This window comes from Bacillus sp. JH7, from assembly GCF_001563515.1.
In the GTDB taxonomy this organism is placed as follows: domain Bacteria; phylum Bacillota; class Bacilli; order Bacillales; family Bacillaceae_G; genus Bacillus_A; species Bacillus_A cereus.
Genome location: NZ_LPUS01000001.1, coordinates 1,060,184 through 1,085,765 on the forward strand (window position 1 = coordinate 1,060,184; position 25,582 = coordinate 1,085,765).

The window sequence follows — 25,582 nt, forward strand, 5'->3', positions numbered from 1 at the left end:
GTAAATAGAAAAACAAAAGGAAAGAAGGTATCTTCTTTCCTTTTTACTATATTTGTTCAAATTCATTATTATTTATTCTAATTAGTTATGTACTATCGGTGAATGCCGTTTTCTAATAGCTCAGTAAATGCATGAATATGAATAGGTTTACTGTAATAATAACCTTGAATAAACTGACATTTATTTTTTTGAAGGAAATTTACGTGCTCTTTCGTTTCTACACCTTCAGCAATGACAGACATTCCTAATGTATTTGCTAATGTGATGATCGTTTTAATAATTTCCATTCCATCATCACATGTTTCAGACATTGTAATAAATTCTCTCGGGATTTTTAACGTATCAATTGGATACAAAGGTAAGTAGGCTAGCGAAGAATAACCTGTACCAAAATCGTCGATAGAAATGTGAATCCCTAAACTTTTTAGTGTACGCAGTTTTATCAATGTTTCTCGCTCATCCATCATTGCAATTCGCTCTGTTAATTCAAGATCAAGAGAGCTTGCTGGTAAACCTGTATTTGTTAAAGTAGAAGAAATAGACTTTACAAAATCCTCTTGTTCAAATTCCTTAGCAGATAAATTTACACCTATTTTTAAATGTGAATATCCGAGTGCGTGCCAACGTTTCATTTGCTTGCAAGCCTGCTCTAATGTCCATTTACCTATTGAAATAATTTGTAGTGTTTCTTCTGCAATCGGAATAAACTCGTATGGAGAAATAATACCTAATTCAGGATGATTCCACCTAATTAAAGCTTCTGCACCGATAATTTTATTAGATTCACTATCAACTTGAGGTTGATACAAAAGGAACAATTCTTCATTTTGTAGTGCGTTTGGTAAATCTTTTTCTAATCGTAATCGTCTTTCAATTTTTTTAGCGATTACATCGTCATAAATAGAGACAGAGTTAAGCTCTTTTGCTTTTGCATCATACATTGCAACATTAGCGTTTTTCAGAAGTGTAGCGGTATCGATTCCAGAATGTGGATAAATAGCGATGCCGATACTCAGTGATAAAGTTAATTTATGCTCATGTATGATAAATGACTTTTTCATGCATTCAAATAATTGGTTACATAATTGGAATAAGTAATCTTCGTCAGTATAGTTTTCAATTATGATTGTAAATTCATCGCCACCGATTCTTGAAAGATGAGTATGTGATGGAAGACATGATTGGAATCGCTTTGCTACTTCTTCTAATATGTAATCTCCTGATGAATGTCCAAGTGTATCGTTAATTGCTTTAAAGCGATCTAAATCTAAATATAATAATGCAAACTCGCTTTCTGTTATTTTAGCATTTTTTATAACTCTCTTTAATTTCTTATGGAAAAAGGCACGGTTCCCAATTTTCGTTACAGTGTCATGGAATGCTAAATATTTTATTTCTTCTTGCTGTTTTTTTAGTGCAGTAATATCTTTCACCATAATATAGCTTCCTGAAATTTGTCCGTCTATTATAATAGGAATGATTGTAACGTATAAAAAATAAGTAAAGCCATCTTTATATTGAGAACTAAGTTGTAAGAATGCCGATTCTTGTTGTTTCACTTTTTCTAATGCCATTGCTAGCTTATGCTTATCTTCATCTAAAATGATTGAAAAACAAGTTTCACCTAGTAACTCATCTGTTGGTGCCCCAAGTAGTACACTCCCAGCCTTATTTACATTTAAGAATATTCCATTTAAATCAATGGTGAAGATAGGGTCAGGATGATATTCATATAATGATTTAAACTTTTGCTGTTTTTGAGAAAGAGCCTCTGATTTATGAACTAAATCAGACGTCCGTAAAGTAACTTTTTCTTCTAATTGGGCATTAAATGCCTGCAAACGTTTTGTTAAGGAATTGTTTTGCATACGTACGATAGAATGACGAATGAGTACGAAAATAAAAGTAATACAATTTCCTGTAATGAGAGTTGAAGATGATGTTTGTTCTTTTAATGTAAACCCGATTAGTATTGCAACAGCAAGATAGGGAAATACAACTAAAGCTTTTTTTCCTATTATAGGGTTTACAAGGAAATAATTTTTATGGCTATTATGATCTTCTGAAATAGAGCCAGCTATTGCAATAAGTAATATAGGTATTCTATATAAAAGACGTAATAATATTATCGTTTCAGTTGATAAGTGGTTATTTAAGTAAAAATAAATATAGTTAAAAGTTGCAGAACTTATTAATACAAAAATAAAGATATAAATTTTCCGTTTGGAATTAAAAATTGTTGGACGGAAAAAGAGACTAACACCTAGCAGTAGAAATAATAAATCTGCAATTGGGTATAAAAATGAAAGGAAAACATCTCCTAGTGAAAGAGCGAATATATTTAAATTTGGTTGATTAAATAAATACCATTCTAATGTAAATATGGAAGTAAGCACTATGCATATATCACAAATAAAGAACGCTTTTTCCCATTTATTGCATTCCTTTAAGATTTTATAGCAGAAAGCGATAAGACAGAAAAATAGAAAAAACATATAAAATACATCAGAAACCGTAAAACGATGTATTGGAATTTCGAAGAAGCTATCTTGATATGTATATACTATTTTCCCTAATAAAAAACTACCAATTGCTATTGTAATACATATCCAAAACGGATTTGAACTGACTTTTTTAGAATATATAGAGTAAATCAGTGATACAAATGTAATGGCTTCAACGACAAGTGAAGCGAAGCGTACATCTGAATTTGAAAAATGAGTAGGGAACAGATAGAAAAACATAAAATAGATTGAATAGCATATTAATGTTCCGATTAATATACATAATTGTAAATTTTTATTTAATTTCAATGAAATCACCTTCTTTAATTATGCACTATGTTCGTTATATCTATACATAATAATATTATTTAAGAATTGTATCAGATTTCCTTATAAAAATCATGTTTATAAGGAAAGTGTTAAAGAGTGTAAGTATTCTTAAGGTTTAAAAAATATTGCGGTTGATAGTATAGACTGCATCAAGACTTTAAATAGAAATTGTATATTTAGTCATCCTTTGAATTGTAAAGTTTTTTTAGTGATTTGTAAGTGGAGATGCAAAATTGCATATAAAATGATGAGTATCCTTTTTTGGGGAGCTTTTTATTTTTAATCTGAAAATTAACATTTGTGAAAATGTTGAGAAAGGATATAAAATAAGAACGTGTATTCTTACAGAGTGGAATAGTATTGCCACTAAATAGGGAGGCTTTTTTATGATATATCGAATTAAAGATGCAGAAATATACTATGAAATTGTGGGAGAGGGTAAACCGGTCATTATCATACATGGCTGCGCCCCTGACCATAGGTTAATGATGAAATGTATGGAATCAGTATTTCAGAAGTATGAAGGTTATAAGCGAATATATATTGATTTACCTGGAATGGGAAAATCGAATGCTCCAAATTGGATAAATAGTTCAGATCGTATAGTAGAAGTGCTTATCACATTTATTGAGGAAATCATTTCTACTGAAAAATTTTTATTGGTAGGAGAATCATATGGAGGCTATTTAGCTAAAGGTATACTTGCAAAGATGTTTGAGAGAGTTAGCGGATTACTATTAGTATGTCCTGTTGTTGTAGCGGAGCCAGAAAAAAGGATTCTTCCAGATAAACAGGTAATTGTACAAGATGAGGAATTTTTAAATACGCTCACTTCCACAGAAAGAGAGGAATTTTGTGAGTTAGCTGTAATAGCAAATGAATATACATATAAGCGATTTAAAGAAGAAATTAAGCCTGGGTTAGATGTTGCTAATGATGAATTTATTGAAAGGTTGCAAAAGAATTACTCTCTTACTATGGATTTTCAGCGTGAAAAATATGAAAATCCCGTTCTTTTACTGACTGGAAGACAAGATATATCAGTAGGTTATCAAAATATTATAGAAATTATTGAAGAATATCCAAGGGCAACATTAGCAGTGTTAGATATGGCAGGGCATAATTTGTAAATTGAGCAGCCTGAATTATTTGAGAGTTTAGTAGGAGAATGGATTAGACGAACAAATCAGCACAGTTTATAAAGTATTTTAGTATTACGCCTAAGTGTTGAAATGGGATAAATGAACGTGATTTATTAACTTATCTCGCTATTTTCCTGTAAAAGCCCGATTAGTAAGGGCTAATTAAAGTTTCACTTTATAAAAAATTTTAAGGAGAAATTATGAGAACATATATTTATATGGTTAGACATGGTGAATCACCAAAACTAGAAGGAAATGAAAGAATGCGCGGGTTAACTGAGAGGGGACATATGGATGCCCGTAGAGTAACTGACATATTAAAAGCGGAGAGGATTGATACTTTTATTTCAAGTCCTTATAATCGGGCTATGCTAACGATAGAGGAGTCAGCTAATTTCCATGAAAAAGAAATAGTAGTATATGAAAATCTTAAAGAGTGTATGTTTTCAAGTGAGGATCAGGTTATATCAGACAAAGAGGTGTATCCACTTGTACAGAAGATGTTCTCTAATCCGGACTTTGCACGAACGGAAGGAGAGTCATATGCAGATTGCCAGAGAAGAGTAGTGAAAGTATTAAAAGAAATCTTATTGGATTTTCAAGGACGCAAAATTGTAATTGGTACACATGGGCTTGTCATGACATTAATGATAAATTATTTTGATAAACAATATGGTTTTGAATTTTTAATGAATACGTCAAAACCGGATATATATAAGATGGAGTTTAAAGAAGAACAATTAATGAATGTGGAGAGATTATGGAAAGAGGAATAAAATTAGTTGCATGGATTTTGTTGTAAAAGTTACTTTTATAGCAAAGTCTTTTTTTTTGAATAGAAAGCATCTTTATCAACTATTTTTAGAATGTTAAATAAATAAGTAATTATTCAGTCTTTGAATAAATTATGGAAAAATTGGTTTAGGGAAACAATTTTAAATTTGTCAAAACTCCAAACGTTGGATTTATATTCAATAGGAGAAAAAGATGTAGAATTTTGTCTTACAGTCCCCGTTTACTTTTCATTTCATTACATATAGGCTTTGTGGTGTAAGGGGGACATTGCCTTTACACAAAATCTATAAGGAGGTCATTGTAATGAAACAGATTAAAAAGTTTGCGGGAGTTGCTTTAGCGGGGACGATTGGATTAAGTGGACTACTGTTTTTAGAACCAAGTGTAAGCGTTGCGGAAGCACAGCAAGTGAGAGTGGAAAATTTCAATACAATTGATGTAACGATGAATCTAAATGAATTGTATGTATTAAGTGGCAGAAGTATTGATATTCTTTCTGGAGATAAAGAAGCAATTCAGTTAAATAAATACACAATTAGTTTTAATAAACCTGGGAAGTATGTGATTAAAGTAAATGGCTGTATTTATGATGATGTATATACTTTTATTGTAAATGAGTAGTATATATTCTTAAATTGCGAGATAAAAACAGAAACACCCTATTTGCGATGAGAGTCGTAAATAGGGTGAATTTATTTGTATTAAGCTGTACTTTAAATATGTTCACTAATTTTCTTTTTGTTATGTAAAGTATGTAAAAGTGTTAACAATGTAAATGAAATATACATCTTCACAGTCAAAAAAGTTAAAATATTTCGTTTTAAGGATTATAATGGGGGGAGAAACATAAAAGGGAGTGAATGAACTTGAAACAAGAACTTATTGAAAGATTTACGAGATATGTAAAAATTGATACGCAATCAAATGAAGAAAGCCATACAGTACCAACAACACCAGGACAAATTGAGTTTGGTAAGTTATTAGTGGAAGAGCTAAAAGAAATTGGTTTAACAGAAGTAACGATGGATGATAATGGCTATGTAATGGCAACACTTCCAGTTAATACGGACAAGGATGTTCCTGTAATCGGATTTTTAGCCCACTTAGATACGGCAACAGACTTTACAGGGAAAAACGTCAAACCACAAATTCATGAAAATTTTGATGGTAATGCAATTACGTTAAATGAAGAGCTAAATGTTGTGTTAACACCAGAGCAGTTCCCGGAATTACCATCATATAAAGGACATACCATTATTACAACTGATGGTACAACACTTCTAGGAGCAGATGATAAAGCTGGTCTTACAGAAATTATGGTTGCAATGAACCATTTAATACATAATCCGCAAATTAAGCACGGGAAAATAAGAGTAGCATTTACACCGGATGAAGAAATTGGTCGTGGGCCAGCGCATTTTGATGTAGAAGCGTTTGGTGCATCATTCGCTTATACGATGGATGGAGGTCCATTAGGTGGTTTAGAGTATGAAAGTTTTAATGCTGCAGGTGCTAAGTTAACGTTTAACGGAACGAATACACATCCTGGAACAGCGAAAAATAAAATGCGCAATGCTACTAAACTAGCTATGGAGTTTAACGGGTATTTACCAGTAGAAGAGGCGCCAGAATATACAGAAGGCTATGAGGGATTCTATCATTTACTTTCTTTAAATGGTGATGTTGAGCAAAGTAAAGCGTATTATATTATTCGAGACTTTGATCGTGAAAATTTCGAGGCGCGTAAAAATAACGTTAAAAATATTGTGAAGACTATGCAAGAAAAATATGGCGAAGATGCAGTCGTTTTAGAAATGAATGATCAATACTATAACATGCTTGAAAAAATTGAACCGGTAAGAGAAATTGTTGATATTGCATATGAAGCAATGAAAAGTTTAGACATTGAACCAAATATTCATCCGATTCGTGGAGGCACAGATGGATCACAATTATCATATATGGGATTACCGACGCCGAATATTTTCACTGGTGGTGAAAACTATCACGGTAAATTTGAGTATGTTTCGGTAGATACTATGGAAAAAGCTGTTCAAGTTATTGTGGAAATTGCAAGACGTTTTGAGGAGCAAGCTTAAAAAAGAACCAAGTAGTACGAATGTGCTACTTGGTTCTTTTAATATAGTACTCGCCACAAATAAAAAGTCGCATAAGACTCCCAATTAGCCCAGTTTGCCGCGAAATCTTTTATTTCATTTTTAGTCGGTTTATTTTTGGAACCTGTTATAAATTTAATTGCATTATGCAGACCAACATCATCAATTGGAAAAGCTGAAGGAAATCTTAAACAACGCATTAAAACATAGTTGGCAGTCCATGGCCCTATACCATGGATAGCAGTTAATTGTTTCTCAGCAACCTTTACATCTTGTGTTTGCAGTAAATCCTCTTTTGATAGTTTTCTCTCTGTAATAAGCTTCGCAATACCGATTAAATATTCACATTTTCTAGTCGTCATTTTTAATTGTTGGAGATCTTCTACATGTAGATTTGCAATTGTTTCAGGTGATGGGAATATCCAATGCTTTCTACCGTCCCGTTCTACATAACTGCCAAATTGCTCAACTAATCTTCTTTTTAGCGTATAAGCATATGTTAAGTTAATTTGTTGACCGATAATTCCCCAGGAAAGTGCCTCAAATAAGTCTGGAATACCTAAAGTACGAAGGCCATAATATTGTTCAATTGGTCCTTGAAGGAGTAAATCATGTTTAGCTAATGTATAAAAGGGAGCTAAATCAGTAGTTAAATCAAACCATTCTTTTACATAGTTAGCTACAGCTTCACGTATCGATTTTTCAGATGTATATGATTCTTCTAAACAATGTATTTGAATATTGTCATCTATATTCACACTAATTTCAACTAAAGGATTTACATCTTGAACAGGGATAACTTTATAAATTTTGTTATCTTCAATATGAAACATACATTCATTGTTAGAACGTGATAGATAACGTAAATTTTCTTGGAAACAAAATTCTTTTGGAACTGCTATAGATAATGCGCTATTATATTTTGCTGTCATATGAATTCCACCTGTAACTTTTCTAATGTAAGCAATTTTTTCTTCATTTCTAATCCACCCCTAAATCCGGTTAGTTTTCCATTCTTCCCAATAACACGGTGACAAGGAATAGTAATAAGGAGAGGGTTAGCAGCAATAGCAGAAGCAACGGCGCGCACAGCTTGAGGTTTTTGAATTCTTTCAGCAATTTCTGTATAAGAATATGTCTTTCCATAAGGAATTTCACGTACCGTATTCCAAACAGATAATTGAAAATTAGTTCCATAAGCATCGATAGGAAATGTAAAAGTTTCTCGCTTGTTTTCTAAATACTCGATAACTTCTTGCGTATATATTTGCAAGTAATCTGGACTATGAATCAATATATGTTGGGGCAGTTTTTTTCTAGCCCATATATTTAATTCTTCAAAGTTTTCGTCTTGTGATCCAATGAAACATAGTCCATTTTCAGTTGCAGCAATATGAAATCGCCAATTTTTATGTGTAAGTAGCGTCCAATATATATAATTATTTTTGTAGGAATTCATTATCGTATCCCTCTTTCATTTCGTTCTTTTTTCGATATTCAGTAGGAGTAAATCCGGTTTTCTTTTTAAATAAAGTTGCGAAATACTCTGGGTTTTCTATCCCGACAGCAGTACTAATTTCTTTAATAGATTGATTTGTGTGTAAAAGGTATTTGGTTGCTTTAAGAACCCTGAATTGTTGTATATATTCTATAGGAGTTAGCCCTATTATTCTTTTGAAAGTACGCTGTAAATGAAAAGGGCTACCGTGACACATTTCCGCAAGCATGTCGAGAGTTAAGGATTCGTCATAATGCTTTTCGATATAGTCTTTAATTTGTTCTACCCACTCTTCATTAGGTAAAGTGATCCCATTTGGCTTACAACGTTTGCACGGGCGAAAGTTTTCGCTTAATGCTTGCTCTGCATGATGAAAAATTCGTACATTGTTTCTATTCGGTATTCTTGATTTGCATGATGGCCTGCAAAAAATTCCAGTTGATTTCACAGCATAAAAGAATTTGCTATCATAGGAAGAATCGTTATGAATAATTGCTTGCCAATACTCATTTGTTAATGTAACTCCTTCATTGTGCAAAGAACATCACCTCTGAAATTAGTATAACCTGAATAAAGTGCGTATGTATGTATTCATAAATGTAAGAGCAAGATTACAAAGGTGAAAATATCGGATGGCGTTTAGATTATTTTGTTGTTTCGGAAAGAATGAAAGACCAGATAACAGAAGCGAAAATTAATAGTGAAGTGATGGGATCAGACCATTGTCCAGTTGAATTACATATAAATTTCTAAAAAAAGAAGTATCTCCCTAATATTAGGGAGATACTTCTTTTTTTAATTCAGTTTGTTAAAATTTTTCAAATCATTCTTGAAATAATTTCATATTAAATATATACTTAGTAACGATAATCATTATCAGTGAAAATGATTATCAAGTGGTGAAGACGTAAAAGAATTATAGTCTAGGGGAAGTGAACGTGAATGAGTTCTGGATAAAATTATTAATCTAATGAAATATATATATGGAATAAGATTCATATAGTTAAATTCTATTGAGAATATAGTTTGAAAATTTGAGAGGAGACATATAAAGATGAACAAGAAATTATTTACTTTAGGGATGGTTACCGTTTTAAGTGTAGGTTTAGCGGCATGTAATAGTGCGGATAAAACTTCAGGCGAGCAAAAACAACAGACAAAAGCTACGGAAACGAAAAAAGATGAAAAACGAAAAATTACATATTTAGGTAAAGAATATACAGTGCCAGCAAAAGTAGATAAAATTGCGACAGCTAGTTTAGAGTCAATGGAAGATGCGGCAGTACTTGGAATTAAACCAGTTGGTGCCATTACTGTAGGTGGTAAACTACCAAAATACCTGGAAAAAGAGTTAGAAGGTGCGAAATCTGTTGGTGAGAAAATGCAACCCAATTTCGAAACATTACTACAATTAAAACCAGATGTGATTACATCAAGTACGAAATTCCCAGCAGAAACAGCTGAAAAGTTTACGAAAGTAGCTCCTACATTCCCGGTATCACACGTTTCAACAAATTGGGAAGATAACTTAAAGTTAATGGGAGAATTAACTGGTAAAAAAGATAAAGCAGAAAAAATTATTAAAGACTACAATTCAGACGCTGAAAAAGCAAAAGCAAAACTAGGAGATAAGTTAAAAGATAAAAAAGTACTTGTCATTAGACTAAGAGCAAACGAATTATTCCTATATCCAGAAGGAGTATACTTCAACCCTGTAATTTATAAAGATCTTGGACTAACTGCTCCAGAACAATTGAAAACTGTAAAAGCACAAGAGAAAATTTCATTTGAAAAACTTGCTGAACTTAACCCAGATTATATTTTCTTACAATATGAGGCAAGTGAAAATAAAAATCCAAAAGTGTTAGAAGAAATTGAAAGTAATCCAATTTGGCAAAGTATGAATGCTGCGAAGGAAAAGAAAGTATTTGTAAACGTTGTAGATCCAATGGCGCAAGGTGGTACTGCTTGGAGTAAAACTGCCTTCTTAAAAGAAGCAGTGAAAAATTTATCTAAATAATACAATAAGTAAGGTGCGTTGAATGATATGCAGAAAACAAATGCAGTACCAGTAACTATATTATGTATAGCACCCATACTCATCTTATTTACAGTTATACTTTCGATTTTGTATGGGGCGAAAAGTATTGACGCTGAAACAGTGTGGAACGCATTATTTCATTTTGATTCAAGCGATGTAAATCATAATATTATTATTACTTCACGTTTACCAAGAGTAGTTGCAGCTCTTTTAGTCGGAGCATTTCTAGCCATATCAGGAGCACTTATGCAGGGGATGACAAGAAACTATCTTGCATCCCCTTCTATTATGGGTGTGACGGATGGTGCTGCCTTTGTTATTACACTTTGTATGATTTTTCTTCCGGGAATGTCATCAATTGGTATGGTGGTATGTTCAATGATTGGTTCTGCACTAGGAGCCGGTATCGTGTTTGGTTTTGGTTCGCTCCTTCAAAATGGCTTATCACCAGTTAGGTTAGCGATTATAGGAACAGTTATTGGAACATTTTTAAGCAGTGTATCGGCTGCAATGGCTTCGTATTTCCAAATTTCTCAAAATGTTAGTTTTTGGTTTAATGCAAAGTTAGATCAAGTAGATCCTAATATAATTAAAATCACGATACCGTTTGGGATAATTGGAATAATTTTAGCACTGTTAATATCAAAATCTATTACCATTCTTTCATTAGGCGAAGAGGTTTCTATTAATTTAGGACAGCGTACAAAACTAGTTAAAGCGATGGCAATTTTATCGGTAATTTTTTTAACAGGAACAGCAGTAGCTTTAGTGGGAAAAGTTGGTTTTGTAGGTTTAATTATTCCGCACATTACCCGCTTTATAATTGGGGTAGATTATAAGTGGATTTTGCCATGTGCAGGTGTTATTGGTGGCGTTTTCTTAGCGTTATGTGACGTTTTGAGTAGATTTGTAAACTACCCATTTGAAACACCTATTGGAGTCGTTACCTCCTTAATTGGAATTCCTTTCTTCCTTTATTTAATCCGTACTAGAGGAGGAGAGAGACATGCTTAAAAATTCAAGTCAACGTTTCGGAATGACGATGGGGATTATTATATTTTTAATACTATGTGCTATCTATATTAGTTTAACAAATGGTACGTTCGACATTACGATTACAGATGTGTTTAAAACACTTTTTAGAATTGATCCAGTACCAGAACATGATTTAGTTATTTTTGAGTTTCGTCTTCCGCGTATCGTAATTGCTGGATTAGTAGGATTAGGCCTTGGTGTTGCGGGTGCCGTTATTCAAGGGATTACGAGAAATGGATTGGCAGACCCAGGTATTTTAGGAGTAAATGCCGGTGCGGGAACAGCGATCGTCATTTTTATGTTTTTCTTTCAAGGACAATTAAAAAGCACAGACTGGGTTTCTATTATGATGATGCCAATGTTTGGTTTAGTCGGCGGATTATGTGCTGCTATTATCATCTATCTTTTTTCTTGGAAAAACGGTAAGTTAGATTCGCAGCGACTTTTATTAACAGGAATTGCAATTGGATCAGGATTTGGGGCCTTTTCTATGTACTTATCACTCAAAATGAAGTCAACTGATTTCGAGATGGCTGCAGTGTGGGTTTCTGGAAGCATATATAGTGCGAACTGGAAGTATATTGTGGCTATGTTACCATGGCTTATTATTTTAATTCCACTTATACAAAAGAAAGCATATTTACTAGATTTATTTCAATTGGAAGAAACGAGTATTACAAGTTTAGGTGTTTCAGTAGAAAGAGAGAAATCGATTTTATTATTAAGCAGTATCGGACTTGTGAGTGCATGTGTTGCTGTTTCAGGGAGTATCGGTTTTATTGGCTTAATGGCACCGCATATAGCGAAAAGACTTGTCGGTATTCAACATAAGTATATAATTCCCACGTGCGGCGTAATCGGAATGTTTCTTGTAATTGCCTCAGACTTTATTGCAAAAACAGTTTTCACACCTGTAGAGTTACCAGTTGGAATCGTTATTTCTATTGTCGGTGTACCGTATTTCTTATATTTACTTTATAAGGCGAAAGCGTAAGAGGAGGAATAAAAGTGAGTATTTTAAGTGCAAAAAATTTAGAAACAAGTTATGAAAAGCTTACAGTGTTTCGCGATTTAAATGTGGAAATACAAGAAGGAAAAGTAACGACAATTATAGGTCCGAACGGTTGCGGTAAATCAACATTGTTAAAAACAATGGGAAGAATTTTAAAACAAAAAAGCGGAAAAGTATATTTGCAAGGGCAAGATTTACATACAATTTCAACGAAAGAAATTGCGAAGCAGTTAGCTTTACTACCGCAAACTCCAATTGCACCAGGTGAACTTAAAGTGGAAGAATTAATTTCTTATGGACGCTATCCACATCGAAATAACGTAAATAAGTTAACGACAAAAGACAAAGAAATGATTGATTGGGCATTAAATATAACGAAAACTTCTGAATTTCGAACGAGACAAATTGCAAATTTATCAGGTGGTCAAAGACAAAAGGTATGGCTAGCGATGGCATTAGCACAAGAGACAGAAGTGTTGCTATTAGATGAGCCAACTACATACCTTGATATGTCTCATCAATTAGATGTATTACAAATTGTGGAGAAGTTAAATAAAGAACATAATTGTACGGTTGTTATGGTATTACATGATATTAACCATGCAGCAAGGTTTTCAGATGAAATTATTGCAATGAAGGAAGGAGAAATTGTTACAACTGGTAGCCCAGAAGAAATCATTACAAATGAAGTATTAAAAGAAGTATTTCATATTGATGCACGTGTCATGATAGATCCGTATAACGGGGCTCCTGTTTGTTTCGGTTATGATAGCGTTGTATCTCAAGAAGAAAAAATCGAAATATATGTAACAAGTTAAAAAGGGGGGGATAGGGTGAATACTACAGTTGAAAAACAGCAGATTATAACATCTAATACAGAACAGTGGAAAATGTATTCAAAATTAGAAGGTAAGGAATATCAAATTCATATTTCAAAGCCGAGGCAGCCAGCACCAGATTCAGGATATCCTGTCATTTATGTATTAGATGGCAATGCCTTTTTTCAAACATTTCATGAAGCAGTTAAAATACAATCAGTAAGAGCGGAAAAAACTGGTGTTTCACCAGCTGTTATAGTAGGATTGGGTTATCCAATTGAAGGCGCATTTTCAGGGGAAGAAAGATGTTATGATTTTACGCCTAGCGTAATTTCAAAAGATGCCCCTTTAAAACCAGACGGTAAACCGTGGCCTAAAACAGGAGGAGCACATAATTTCTTTACTTTTATTGAAGAAGAACTGAAACCACAAATTGAAAAGAATTTTGAGATCGATAAAAGTAAGCAAACGTTATTTGGACATTCTTTAGGTGGACTATTTGCTCTTTATATACTATTTACAAACTTAAATGGTTTTCAAAATTATTTTATTAGTAGTCCATCTATATGGTGGAATAACCAATCCGTACTTGAAAAAGAAGAGAACCTTATACATGAATTAAACAATGCTAAGTTTGAAACAGGAGTGTTCCTTACAGTTGGGTCACTAGAACGAGAGCATATGGTTGTAGGCGCAAATGAATTATCAGAGCGCCTTCTCCAAGTAAACCACGATAAACTTAAATTTAAGTTTTATGAAGCTGAAGGGGAGAATCATGCATCTGTTGTGCCGACTTCTTTAAGTAAAGGATTGAGATTTATTAGTTACGTATAGGAAAAAAGGTTATGGATGAAACATTCCATAACCTTTTTTGATATGTAGAATTGTCCTTTTTGAAAGTTTTGTTTCAACTTTTCGTCTAAAGAGACAAAAAGTTGTCACAAAACGGTCACAATTAGCATAAACATAAAATAGACGAAATGAACTTATTTCCAAAAAGGCTTGGTTTATTCCGATCATGATTTGTAGAGCTGAAAAAGTATGGATTAAAAGTTCACTATATTCCCAAGGAGGTAGATCGTATGAAAACTATTCTTGCTATCGCTGGACTTATTTGGGTTCTATCGCATGGCATCCCAATTTATGAAGGAGAACAAATTCGCAGTGCTCTGAATAAAAATTTTAATGAATATCATATCATTGATCGGCAAGATAATGTTGTAACAGTTCGAGTAAATGACTGTTTTCATACGGTAACCGTTGAAGGAACTTCAGTAGTGAATGATACAAAAGTATGCGATCAGCAATAACTATATATAGGAAGAAAAAAGTCTCAATTTACACATGTGAATTGAGACTTTTATATTTGTGATTGAAGTTTTTTCATAAACAATTATTGACATAACGATTTTATATTGATAGAATTCAATTCATAAAATATAAAAAATTTAATAGATTTCGAATCAGATGAAAATTAAATCTGATTTCTCTTATCTAGAGAGGTGGAGGGACTGTGCCCTGTGAAACCCAGCAACCATCAATTTTTACATTGAAATGGTGCTAATTCCTGCAAAGCAAATGCTTTGAGAGATGAGAGAAAGGGATAGTATCGATATATGCATACAAACCTTTCTGCTCATTCTAAGGGCAGAAAGGTTTTTTTATTGTTCTCGACTGTGAGTAAAGACTATTCTGGAGGAAAATAGAGAGATTTATACAGTCCGTGTGCAGGAGGAATAACGATGTGAAAATCAATGAACCAATTTGTGCATGTCCTAGTGTTGTTCTAATAAAATGGATTATTGATTTGTTACAGCGTGAATTAATAAATAAATACATAAAAGAAGAAGGGTGTTTACAACATGAAAAAACTATTACTATCAGGACTTATTACAACGGCAATTTTTGGTTTAACTGCTTGTGGAGGTAAAAGTGAAGATAAGCTTGTTGTCGGTGCTTCTAATGTACCTCATGCAGTTATTTTGGAAAAAGCAAAACCATTACTTGAGAAAAAAGGTGTAGAACTAGAAATTAAAAAATTCCAAGACTACGTATTACCAAATAAATCATTGGCGAATAAAGAATTAGATGCAAATTATTTCCAAGGTATTCCATTCTTAGAGAAAGAAATGAAAGACAAAAAATATGATTTTGAAGTAGCTGGAAAAATACACATTGAACCAATCGGTTTATATTCTCAAAAATATAAAAATCTAAAAGAGCTTCCAGATGGTGCAACAATTATTATGAGTAATGCAATTACTGATCATGGACGTGGTTTAGCAATTTTACAAAAAGAAGGTATTTTAAAAATTAAAGATGGTATAGATCCTGTAAAAGCAACCGTAAAAGATATTACAGAAAATCCGAAAAATTTAAAATTCAAAACAGACATTGAACCTGGTTTATTAACACAAATGTATAAAAATAAAGAAGGTGATGCTATTTTAATTAATGCTAACTATGCAATTGATGCAAAATTAAATCCAAGAAAAGATGCAATTGCGATTGAAGGTAAGGATTCGCCATATGTAAACGTAGTTGCAGTTCGTAAAGGTGACAAAGATAAGAAAGAAATTAAAGCACTTGTAGAAGTATTACATTCGAAAGAAATTGAAGATTTTATTAATAAGGAATATAACGGTGCTGTTATTCCTGTAAAAGAATAACTTTGAAAACTAAGAAATTGTACTCTTTACAACTACGTATTTTATAACTGATGAAAATTAATTATTTTATTAAGGGCTACTAAGGTAGCCCTTTTATATTTGCAACGAGAAATGGTTAGGGAATGTACATTAATGGAGGCTTTAGTTGAAGAACATAGCACAAAAGTGATTAAACATTTTACTTTATTAAGTTCTGATGGAGAATGTAATGTTTTTTTGAAAAAAGAAAGGGTATCATGAAAATTGAGACTGAGAAGCTAATAAATTGTTAAGAATAAGCTTAGAGCGGAAATATACTCATATGGGGTATCATACATAGATAATTAATGCTATAATTGGTATACTCGTAAAAGCAATTGTTTTATTGGATGAAGAGAAACTTTAAGAAGGTGATAATATGGGGCATAAAGAGCATGAAGCGGTAACACATAGATCAGAAAAAGAAAAAGAACAAATTATAAATAGATTAAAGAGGATTGAAGGACAGGTCCGCGGTATTCAAAATATGATTGAAAATGATCGCTATTGTGTGGATATTTTAGTGCAAATTTCAGCGATTAATGCAGCGATGAAAAAAGTAGGAATGGGTGTATTAAAAAACCATACAAGTCATTGTGTTTCAGGTGCTATTAAAGATGGCAATGGTGACGAAGCAATTGAAGAATTAATGACTGTATTTGAACGTTTTTCAAAAGCGTAAAAACAAGCTAGTATGTCACTGGCTTGTTTTTTTGTTTACCTTCATAATAAGATTTCGGGGTATTGATGTGAAAAAGTGTGTGTAAAATAAACTTTTAGAAAATAATTGAAAAATCATGATACAAAACCATTGATTACCTTAGGGGGGTATGGTAAGATGTAATTGTAATTAACAAAGAATGAAGAAACAAGAGGAGGATTTTAAATGGAACAGTTAACATTACAAGTTGAAGGTATGTCTTGTGGACATTGTGTAAATGCTATCGAAAGCAGTGTGAAAGAGCTAAACGGTGTTGAACAAGTGAAGGTTCAATTAGCAGAAGGAACTGTTGAAGTTACTATCGACTCGTCTGCTGTAACATTAAAAGATATCGTTGCTGTAATCGAAGATCAAGGATACGATGTTCAATAATTATTTTTAGATATGGAAATAAATCGTACTTTAAATGAAGTACGATTTATTTTGCTAATAATTATACCTCATAAGGGTATATAGAGGTGAGAGACATGAATGAAAAAAAAGAGGCCAATCTTCAAATATCAGGAATGACATGTGCGGCATGTGCAAATAGAATTGAAAAAGGTCTAAAAAAAGTAGAAGGTGTTCATGAGGCAAATGTAAATTTTGCGCTTGAAAAAACAAAAATAATGTACGATCCAACTAAAACAAATCCGCAACAATTTAAAGAAAAAGTTGAATCATTAGGATATGGAATTGTAAGTGATAAAGCTGAATTTACTGTTTCAGGAATGACATGTGCAGCATGTGCAAATAGAGTTGAAAAGCGTTTAAATAAGTTAGATGGTGTGAACAAGGCGACAGTAAATTTTGCTTTAGAATCAGCCACAGTAGACTTTAATCCTGATGAAGTTAATGTAAATGAAATGAAGAGCGCGATTACGAAGCTAGGATATAAATTAGAAGTGAAACCAGATGATCAAGATGCATCAACTGATCATCGATTACAAGAAATTGAAAGACAAAAGAAGAAGTTTATTATTTCGTTTATTTTATCTTTCCCATTATTGTGGGCAATGGTTAGTCATTTCTCATTTACGTCATTTATTTATTTACCGGATATGTTAATGAACCCTTGGGTGCAACTAGCACTTGCAACTCCTGTTCAATTTATCATTGGTGGACAGTTTTATGTTGGGGCTTATAAAGCGTTACGCAATAAAAGTGCTAATATGGATGTTCTCGTGGCGCTTGGAACGTCGGCCGCGTACTTCTATAGTGTATATTTAAGTATTCAATCTATTGGTTCTTCGGAACATATGACAGATTTATATTTTGAAACGAGTGCGGTACTTATTACATTAATTATTTTAGGTAAATTATTTGAAGCGAAAGCAAAAGGGCGCTCATCAGAAGCAATTAAAAAATTGATGGGTTTACAAGCGAAGACAGCTACAGTTGTGCGAGATGGAACAGAAATAAAAATTTTGATTGAAGAAGTAGTAGCTGGTGATATCGTCTATGTAAAGCCTGGTGAAAAAATACCAGTAGATGGTGAGATTGTAGAAGGAAAATCAGCGATTGATGAATCGATGTTAACGGGTGAAAGTATTCCTGTTGATAAGTCAATTGGGGATGTAGTAATAGGTTCGACAATAAATAAAAATGGTTTTTTAAAAGTGAAAGCAACTAAAGTAGGCAGAGATACTGCATTAGCTCAAATCATTAAAGTAGTAGAAGAGGCACAAGGTTCAAAAGCTCCTATTCAAAGGGTAGCGGATCAAATTTCAGGTATTTTTGTACCGGTTGTAGTTGTGATTGCGATTATCACATTTGCAGTATGGATGATATTTGTTACACCTGGTGATTTTGGCGGAGCACTTGAGAAAATGATAGCAGTACTTGTTATCGCTTGTCCATGTGCATTAGGTCTTGCAACGCCTACATCTATTATGGCAGGATCAGGAAGATCGGCTGAGTATGGTATTTTATTTAAAGGTGGAGAGCATTTAGAAGCAACGCACCGATTAGATACAGTTATTCTAGATAAAACAGGTACTGTGACAAACGGAAAGCCTGTGTTAACAGATATAATTGTAGCAGATGGATTCCATGAAGAAGAAATACTACGTTTAGTAGGTGCGGCAGAAAAAAATTCTGAACACCCACTTGCAGAAGCGATTGTGGAAGGAATTAAAGAAAAGAAAATTGATATTCCAAGTTCAGAGACGTTTGAAGCGATTCCTGGATTCGGTATCGAATCAGTCGTAGAAGGAAAACAATTATTAATTGGCACACGTCGATTAATGAAGAAATTCAATATTGATATTGAAGAAGTTTCAAAATCAATGGAAGAGCTAGAACGAGAAGGAAAAACAGCAATGCTTATTGCAATCGATAAAGAATATGCTGGTATAGTTGCCGTTGCAGATACTGTGAAAGATACTTCAAAAGCAGCTATCGCAAGACTTAAGAAAATGGGTCTAGACGTTGTGATGATTACAGGAGATAATACACAAACTGCTCAGGCGATTGCAAAGCAAGTTGGTATTGATCACGTAATTGCAGAAGTATTGCCAGAAGGAAAAGCAGAAGAAGTGAAAAAACTGCAAGCAAATGGTAAGAAAGTAGCGATGGTTGGAGATGGGATAAATGATGCTCCTGCTCTTGCTACAGCGAACATTGGTATGGCAATTGGAACGGGAACGGATGTAGCGATGGAAGCAGCGGATATAACGTTAATCCGCGGTGATTTAAATAGTATTGCTGATGCGATCTTTATGAGTAAAATGACGATAAGAAATATTAAACAAAATTTATTCTGGGCATTAGCTTATAACGCGTTAGGAATTCCAATTGCGGCATTAGGCTTCTTAGCCCCTTGGGTTGCTGGAGCAGCGATGGCATTTAGTTCTGTATCCGTTGTATTAAATGCATTACGATTACAAAGAGTTAAATTAAAATCTTAAAAAGTTACATTAAGTAATTGAATAGAATTAAAGAACAATACTTTGAATAAGTATTGTTTTTTTGTTCGTATAGAAATTAAAACGATATAATAAAGAAGAATGATTGAAACGTATGTAGTAGAAAAGTTAAGAGGTAGTTTGGTAAGGAGACTTATATATGTTAAAAGATATTATAATTAGAACATTTCAGAAAGAAGATTTAAATCAAGTATTACAATTGTTCTATGAAACAGTTCATACGGTTAATGCAAAAGATTATAATGAGTTACAGCTACAGGCATGGGCACCAGATCGACTAGATAGAGAAAGCTGGTTAAAGTCTTTAGAAAAGAATATTAGTTATGTAGCGGATCATAATGGTGTGATAGTCGGATTTGGAGATTATAATGAGGATCATTACGTAGATCGTTTATTTACACATAAATATTATCAAGGGAAAAGGATAGCCTCATCCATATTACAGAAGTTAGAAAAAGAAGCAGTGAACCTAGGGCATAGGGAAATCTATACAGAAGCGAGTATTACAGCAAAACCTTTCTTTGAAAGTAAAAGTTTTATTTGCATAAAGGAACAAAAGAAACAGCATAATGGTCAGATTTTTATTAATTATGTTATGAAAAAAATATCCTTCTCATAAATGAGAAGGATATTTTTCATTATTTTACAGCTTCTTTTAGTTCTTTACCAGCTTTGAAAGCAGGTACTTTAGAAGCTGCGATTTGCATTTCTTCACCAGTTTGTGGGTTACGGCCTGTACGAGCAGCTCTTTCACGAACTTCGAATGTACCGAATCCGATAAGTTGTACTTTTTCACCAGCAGCTAAAGTGTTAGTGATTGATTCTACTACAGTTTGTACAACTACAGTAGCTTCTTTTTGAGAAATCTCAGCATTTTGTGCTACGTTTTTAATTAATTCTGTTTTGTTCATGTTTTTCACCTCATATGTAAATAATGCTATTTAAGTTGTTATTATAACGTATAAAACATTCGAGAACAAGTGTACGTACATATATTCGCAAAAAAAATGAAATTTGTAATATTTTTTAGGACATTTTATAGACATTCCATTTAAGCGGACAGAGATTTGTTCTTCATTTCAGTCTTCTCTTGATGAGAAGGTAGTTTCTTATTATAAGATATGAAGTAAGGTAGTGCTACAAATAACATACCTCCTACTAAATTTCCGAAGAAAACAAAAATGAAGTTTGGAAAATATTCGATCCAAGTTAAATGACCGGCAAAAATTGCAGCTGGGATGACAAACATATTGGCTACAACGTGTTGAAATCCAATTGCAACAAAAGTCATAACTGGGAACCAAATACCGATAATCTTTCCGATAAATTCTTTACTTCCCATACTGAGCCAAACAGCTAAACAAACGAGCCAATTACATCCGATTGCAGAAATAAATGCTTGCAATGGTGTATCTTGTAGTTTCGCTTGAGCGATAGAAATAGTTTTCGCTAAAAAAGCTCCTTCAGTTAAGCCGACGATATGACCGAAAAAATAGGCTACGAATACAGCTCCTATGAAATTGCTAAATGTAACAATAACTAAATTTCGTATGAAATAAAATAAAGTAATTTTCTTTTGGAGCCAGGCCATAGAAACTGTCATCATGTTACCAGTTACTAGTTCACCGCCTGCAAGAATAACGAGAATAAGACCAACAGGGAATACAGCAGCGCCTAGAAAACTAGAAAATGATCCCCAATATTTTGGCATTGTCCCAATAACATGAATATCGAGTAAATACCCTAATGCGATAAAAGCACCACCAAAAAAACCAAGAATTAGCATAGGGAGCAATGATAAATGAGCTTTTTTCCTTCCTGAATTCGCAGCAAGTTCCGTAATTTCTTCTGGTGTAAATACAGACATGAATAATCCCTCCGTAATAAAATGATGGAATGAATAGAAAAAATTTCAAAAATCTATGTATTATAAAAATATGTTATGACTTCTGTATAAAATTGTCAAAGTGAATAGAGAGGGAATTAAAAATTGATAACATTGTTCATGTTGTCACATGAATGTAACAATAAGGATTTAAAGTGTTTGTAGAGGTGAAAACATGAATACGAATCATGTAAAAAAAGAACGAAAAAAATCAATCATAAAGATATTTATTATTAGTTTTATAAGTATATTAATGATACCAGTAAGTTTGTATTATTATGCGACAGAAATAGAACGAAAACTAGTAACAGTTACGTGGAATGAAATAGAAGCTTCTACAATTCCTAAAGAGTTTAATAATAAAAAAATATTGCAGTTTTCAGATGTACATTTAGGGCCAGAGTTTACATTGAAACAACTTGAACATTTAGTGGAGAAGATGAATGAATTACATCCGGATATAGTAGTTTTTACCGGAGATTTAATAGATAAATTTGGGTCTTATAGTGCGGAAAGAGAAGAAGCGAAGGTTATTTTGCAGAAAATTTACGCTCCCTTAGGGAAATATGCTGTGTTTGGGAATCATGATAGGGGCGGGGGCGGTAGTTTATTTTACAAAAAATATATGGAAGAAGCTGGTTTTTCTGTATTAGTAAATGAAGTGCAGAAAATTAAAGTGGAAAACGGCAAATATATTATAATATCAGGTTTGGATGATTTTCTATTAGGGAAGCCGAAAATAGATTCAACTTTAAAAAACTTGAAACAAAATGATTTCAACATGTTATTAGTACATGAGCCGGATGTTGTAACCAAAATAAATCGTTACCCAGTTGATCTTCAACTGTCAGGACATAGTCACGGAGGACAAGTCCAAATTCCTTTTGTAGGTCCGTTAATTACTACCAAACTAGCTGAGCACTACGTTGAAGGTATGTATGAAGTAGAGGGGAAGAGTAAGCCGTTATATTTATATGTAAATCGTGGCATTGGGACTACTAGGATGCCTGTTAGATTTTGTAGTGTACCTGAACTTTCAATTTTTGTGTTGAAGCAAAATAGTAACTAGAATATTTAACAATATGATTCCAAGGAACGTACGATGTTGGTCGATGGAAAAGAGTTTCTTAAAACTTTAGATGTGACAAAGTAATTTTCATAAATAAAAAACAACAATAGGACCTATAAAGGGACCTATTGTTGTTTTTATCCTGCATTGATTGCCCATAAATGTCCGATTGATGAGGGCTAATTATAGTTTTACTTTGTTATTTTTGCAAGGAAAGACCATCAAAATATGTTCTATAGTTATTTGAGAATTCAAAGTTGTTTTTTGCATCCCAATTAATAGACCAAGACATTAGGCCGCGGAATGCAGGATAGCCACTCTGGTTAGAAATTTTATACTTTCCTCCGAACGGAACTCCTTTAATAATATAATTTAAAGCTTTTTTCATTTCAGTCGGAGAAATATATCCGCCACTTGGAGCTGCCGCTGGTGCTGCAGGAAGTCCAATCATTACCTGATCTGAACGAAGAGCTGGGAAAATGTTATTTGTATTACCACCTACAGGAAAACCATGTAAGAGCATATCTGCCATAGCGACTTCGTAGTCTGCAGTACCTTGATTGTAGTTATTACCGTCCATTCCAATCCCGCTACCAGCATTGTAGTGTTGAACGTGAATGTATGTTAGTTTATCTTTCACTCCGTAAATAATTGGTAAATATGCACCCCAGATGCTTCCGTATGCGCTATAACCGCCTTGAACATAAGCTGTTTCAGGAGCCATGCTTAATAGAAAATCTGGACCATAATGATCTGAGATTGTTCGAATAGCTGATATAAGATTTACGATTTGGGGAGTAGTTGGGTTTTTGAAATTAGTGTCATTTCCGTTTAAGTAAATACCTGATTCAAGGTCAATATCTATTCCGTCAAAACCGTATTTATCGATTAGAGATTGTATGGAATTAATAAAACGTTGCTTAGAGGCATTGTCAGGAAGTAAAACGACTCCATTTTGTCCACCTATTGAAAGAACTACTTTCTTTCCTTTACTTTTTAAATAAGAAATATCTGATTTGAATTCTGCATCTGTACCATACACAGGAGAAAATTCAACAGTGGAACGATCACCACCAGTTTCACCAAAAGATACATTGATTACATCCCATTTTGGTGAAACGTCTTTTAATTTAATAATGCCAGTACCGTTATCAAAATTATGCCAGTATCCAACGAGTAATTTTGAACCTAAATTGTTTGCTGCTTGTGATTGGAAAGGGGATAGCGGTAGAAGTAAGAACATTACTAAAATACAACAAAAAAATTTGAACTTGTTTAACATATCAACACTCCTATACAAAAAGTTGTCTAGATGTATAATCTTGTTTATTTAATGATATCTGAAAATTCTTTCTTTTGTAAGAGGACTATAATTTTCTCAACAATTGTGTATGAGAAAGTATTAAACCTAATGTAATAATTTTTGAAGGAGGTTGAATTTTAATTGTTGAATTCAGAATATTTTGATATATTTTAAAGTATAGGACAAAATCTTTCGCACAGTACTCTTACATAAATTTCAAAATTTAGTTTGGAAGGGGATGTACAAGATTTGGATAAAAATCTAAAGAAAGACCTCAAAATACGCCACATTACAATGATTTCAATTGGCGGTGTAATAGGGGCTGGTTTGTTTGTTGGAAGTGGTGCAGTTGTACATTCGGCAGGACCAGGTTCTATCGTTTCATATGCATTAGCAGGACTTCTAGTCATTTTCGTCATGAGAATGCTAGGAGAAATGGCAGCTGTTAATCCGACAAGTGGTTCATTTGCAACGTATGCAAGAGAAGCGATTGGTCCTTGGGCGGGTTATACAATAGGCTGGTTATACTGGTTTTTTTGGGTAATTGTTATTGCAATAGAAGCCACAGCAGGTGCTGGTATTATCCAATATTGGATTCCACAAATACCGCTTTGGTTATTAAGTTTAATATTAACAATTTTATTAACACTGACGAACGTTTTTTCGGTGAAATCATTTGGAGAGTTTGAATATTGGTTTTCTTTTATTAAAGTAATAAGTATTGTTTTGTTCCTTTGTCTAGGTCTTGCTGTTATTTTAGGATTTGTTCCAGGAACAGAAGCACCCGGCACTTCGAATTTAATTGGACAAGGTGGATTTATGCCAAACGGTATAAGTTCGGTACTGCTTGGAATTACTGTCGTTATATTTTCATTTATGGGATCAGAGATTGTAGCAGTAGCCGCAGGTGAATCTGCAGAACCTGTAAAAGCAGTAAAAACAGCAACAAACAGTGTGATTTGGCGTATTCTTGTATTTTTTATTGGGTCTATAGCGGTAGTTGTTACGCTACTGCCATGGAATTCAGCAAACATATTAAAAAGTCCATTTGTAGCTGTACTGGAACATATAGGAATACCAGCTGCGGCACAAATTATGAATTTTATCGTTTTAACAGCTGTACTCTCTTGTTTAAATTCGGGTTTATATACAAACTCAAGAATGCTTTTTTCGATGGCAGAAAGAGGAGATGCTCCAAAGGCGTTTTTGAAATTGAACAGTAGTGGTGTTCCAGTTCGGGCCGTTTTATTCGGAACGTTCTTCGCTTATATTGGCGTTGTTTTTAGTTACATTTCTCCAGATAAAGTCTTTTTGTTTTTAGTGAATGCATCTGGCGGGATTGCGTTACTAGTTTATCTCGTTATTGCAGTTTCGCATTTAAAGATGCGTAAAAAAATGGGAAAAGTAGAACAACAAAATTTGAAAGTGAAAATGTGGCTTTTTCCGTATGTAACGTATGTTACAATTGCTGCTATTATAGCAGTTTTAGTTGCGATGTTCGCAATTGATACTTTACGTTCACAAGCACTTTTAACAATGTTTGTTACTGTTCTTATCATACTTTCTTATTTTATTTTTAATAGAAATAAAAATAGCACAGTTTTGAATCCTAAAAGTAAGAATGAGGAATCTGTTCGATTCTAATTTTCTAATTTTCGAAGAGAGTTACACCCAGTCATTGCTATAAAAGAATCATATATAATCATAGAAACAAGTAAT

At 33.2% G+C, this 25,582-nt stretch carries 24 protein-coding genes, 1 pseudogene and 1 riboswitch; of the genes and pseudogenes, 18 read left to right on the top strand and 7 right to left on the bottom strand.

The window, feature by feature from the left end; genetic code table 11:
• Positions 1–92 precede the first annotated feature (92 nt).
• On the bottom strand, positions 93–2,813 hold the full coding sequence (locus AU379_RS05600; RefSeq protein WP_000773559.1) for a bifunctional diguanylate cyclase/phosphodiesterase: 2,721 nt from the start codon (positions 2,811–2,813) through the stop codon (positions 93–95).
• Between the two features lie 407 nt (positions 2,814–3,220).
• On the opposite strand from AU379_RS05600, the gene AU379_RS05605 reads away from it, so the two are divergent.
• From AU379_RS05605 to pepT, 4 genes are all read left to right on the top strand, one after another.
• Positions 3,221–3,964 (top strand): alpha/beta hydrolase, encoded by a 744-nt coding sequence (locus tag AU379_RS05605; protein ID WP_061138995.1) that lies wholly within the window; start codon positions 3,221–3,223, stop codon positions 3,962–3,964.
• A 212-nt stretch (positions 3,965–4,176) separates the two neighbouring features.
• Positions 4,177–4,752, top strand: a complete 576-nt coding sequence (locus AU379_RS05610; protein ID WP_001261476.1) for a histidine phosphatase family protein — start codon at positions 4,177–4,179, stop codon at positions 4,750–4,752.
• Positions 4,753–5,074: 322 nt separating this feature from the next.
• Entirely contained in the window at positions 5,075–5,392 is a 318-nt protein-coding gene (locus AU379_RS05615; protein ID WP_000809497.1) for a hypothetical protein, read from the top strand.
• Between the two features lie 245 nt (positions 5,393–5,637).
• Positions 5,638–6,870, top strand: a complete 1,233-nt coding sequence (pepT, locus tag AU379_RS05620) for a peptidase T (RefSeq protein ID WP_061139505.1) — start codon at positions 5,638–5,640, stop codon at positions 6,868–6,870.
• A 38-nt stretch (positions 6,871–6,908) separates the two neighbouring features.
• Here the strand turns inward: pepT and AU379_RS05625 are convergent, their stop codons facing one another.
• From AU379_RS05625 to AU379_RS05635, 3 genes are read right to left on the bottom strand one after another with little or no spacing between them, the layout of a single operon-like run.
• Positions 6,909–7,820 carry a DNA-3-methyladenine glycosylase 2 gene (locus AU379_RS05625; protein WP_061138996.1) on the bottom strand — a complete coding sequence of 304 codons (912 nt, stop codon included), beginning with the start codon at positions 7,818–7,820 and terminating at the stop codon, positions 6,909–6,911.
• On the bottom strand, positions 7,817–8,347 hold the full coding sequence (locus AU379_RS05630; protein WP_061138997.1) for a methylated-DNA--[protein]-cysteine S-methyltransferase: 531 nt from the start codon (positions 8,345–8,347) through the stop codon (positions 7,817–7,819). The genes AU379_RS05625 and AU379_RS05630 overlap by 4 nt, the downstream gene beginning before the upstream one ends.
• The gene (locus AU379_RS05635; RefSeq protein ID WP_016111203.1) at positions 8,328–8,924 is read right to left on the bottom strand and encodes a bifunctional transcriptional activator/DNA repair enzyme AdaA; all 597 of its coding nucleotides are present in this window, start codon (positions 8,922–8,924) and stop codon (positions 8,328–8,330) included. The genes AU379_RS05630 and AU379_RS05635 overlap by 20 nt, the downstream gene beginning before the upstream one ends.
• Positions 8,925–9,001: 77 nt before the next feature.
• On the opposite strand from AU379_RS05635, the pseudogene AU379_RS28445 reads away from it, so the two are divergent.
• From AU379_RS28445 to AU379_RS05690, 12 genes and pseudogenes are all read left to right on the top strand, one after another.
• A pseudogene (locus AU379_RS28445) lies at positions 9,002–9,139 on the top strand (exodeoxyribonuclease III); the annotation flags it as partial.
• A gap of 301 nt (positions 9,140–9,440) precedes the next feature.
• A complete protein-coding gene (locus AU379_RS05640; RefSeq protein ID WP_001035506.1) occupies positions 9,441–10,406 on the top strand; it encodes an iron-hydroxamate ABC transporter substrate-binding protein in 966 nt (321 codons plus the stop codon).
• Between the two features lie 27 nt (positions 10,407–10,433).
• Positions 10,434–11,441: an iron ABC transporter permease gene (locus tag AU379_RS05645; protein ID WP_001173058.1), complete on the top strand. Its 1,008-nt coding sequence runs from the start codon at positions 10,434–10,436 to the stop codon at positions 11,439–11,441.
• A complete protein-coding gene (locus AU379_RS05650) occupies positions 11,434–12,456 on the top strand; it encodes an iron ABC transporter permease (protein ID WP_000917020.1) in 1,023 nt (340 codons plus the stop codon). The genes AU379_RS05645 and AU379_RS05650 overlap by 8 nt, the downstream gene beginning before the upstream one ends.
• Positions 12,457–12,470: 14 nt before the next feature.
• Positions 12,471–13,292, top strand: coding sequence for an ABC transporter ATP-binding protein (locus AU379_RS05655; protein ID WP_000025773.1), 822 nt, complete (start codon positions 12,471–12,473; stop codon positions 13,290–13,292).
• A gap of 15 nt (positions 13,293–13,307) precedes the next feature.
• Positions 13,308–14,126, top strand: coding sequence for an alpha/beta hydrolase-fold protein (locus AU379_RS05660; protein ID WP_001098705.1), 819 nt, complete (start codon positions 13,308–13,310; stop codon positions 14,124–14,126).
• Between the two features lie 248 nt (positions 14,127–14,374).
• The gene (locus tag AU379_RS05665) at positions 14,375–14,602 is read left to right on the top strand and encodes a hypothetical protein (RefSeq protein WP_000849103.1); all 228 of its coding nucleotides are present in this window, start codon (positions 14,375–14,377) and stop codon (positions 14,600–14,602) included.
• A 177-nt stretch (positions 14,603–14,779) separates the two neighbouring features.
• Positions 14,780–14,889: riboswitch (SAM riboswitch) on the top strand.
• Positions 14,890–15,154: 265 nt separating this feature from the next.
• A complete protein-coding gene (gene metQ / locus AU379_RS05670) occupies positions 15,155–15,961 on the top strand; it encodes a methionine ABC transporter substrate-binding lipoprotein MetQ (RefSeq protein WP_000735072.1) in 807 nt (268 codons plus the stop codon).
• Positions 15,962–16,358: 397 nt separating this feature from the next.
• Positions 16,359–16,661 carry a metal-sensing transcriptional repressor gene (locus tag AU379_RS05675; RefSeq protein ID WP_000509876.1) on the top strand — a complete coding sequence of 101 codons (303 nt, stop codon included), beginning with the start codon at positions 16,359–16,361 and terminating at the stop codon, positions 16,659–16,661.
• Positions 16,662–16,865: 204 nt separating this feature from the next.
• On the top strand, positions 16,866–17,072 hold the full coding sequence (gene copZ / locus AU379_RS05680) for a copper chaperone CopZ (RefSeq protein WP_000436973.1): 207 nt from the start codon (positions 16,866–16,868) through the stop codon (positions 17,070–17,072).
• 95 nt (positions 17,073–17,167) lie between these two features.
• On the top strand, positions 17,168–19,588 hold the full coding sequence (locus AU379_RS05685; RefSeq protein WP_001003176.1) for a heavy metal translocating P-type ATPase: 2,421 nt from the start codon (positions 17,168–17,170) through the stop codon (positions 19,586–19,588).
• 157 nt (positions 19,589–19,745) lie between these two features.
• Complete coding sequence (locus AU379_RS05690) at positions 19,746–20,225, top strand: GNAT family N-acetyltransferase (RefSeq protein WP_061138998.1); 480 nt, start codon at positions 19,746–19,748, stop codon at positions 20,223–20,225.
• Positions 20,226–20,244: 19 nt separating this feature from the next.
• On the opposite strand, the gene AU379_RS05695 is transcribed toward AU379_RS05690, so the two are convergent.
• Complete coding sequence (locus AU379_RS05695; protein ID WP_001043904.1) at positions 20,245–20,517, bottom strand: HU family DNA-binding protein; 273 nt, start codon at positions 20,515–20,517, stop codon at positions 20,245–20,247.
• Between the two features lie 140 nt (positions 20,518–20,657).
• Positions 20,658–21,473 carry a formate/nitrite transporter family protein gene (locus AU379_RS05700; protein WP_000110543.1) on the bottom strand — a complete coding sequence of 272 codons (816 nt, stop codon included), beginning with the start codon at positions 21,471–21,473 and terminating at the stop codon, positions 20,658–20,660.
• Between the two features lie 193 nt (positions 21,474–21,666).
• On the opposite strand from AU379_RS05700, the gene AU379_RS05705 reads away from it, so the two are divergent.
• Entirely contained in the window at positions 21,667–22,560 is an 894-nt protein-coding gene (locus AU379_RS05705) for a metallophosphoesterase (RefSeq protein ID WP_061138999.1), read from the top strand.
• A 199-nt stretch (positions 22,561–22,759) separates the two neighbouring features.
• On the opposite strand, the gene AU379_RS05710 is transcribed toward AU379_RS05705, so the two are convergent.
• Positions 22,760–23,842 (bottom strand): chitinase, encoded by a 1,083-nt coding sequence (locus AU379_RS05710; RefSeq protein ID WP_000932444.1) that lies wholly within the window; start codon positions 23,840–23,842, stop codon positions 22,760–22,762.
• Between the two features lie 270 nt (positions 23,843–24,112).
• On the opposite strand from AU379_RS05710, the gene gabP reads away from it, so the two are divergent.
• The gene (gabP, locus tag AU379_RS05715) at positions 24,113–25,507 is read left to right on the top strand and encodes a GABA permease (protein WP_000360108.1); all 1,395 of its coding nucleotides are present in this window, start codon (positions 24,113–24,115) and stop codon (positions 25,505–25,507) included.
• The last annotated feature ends 75 nt before the right edge of the window (positions 25,508–25,582 follow it).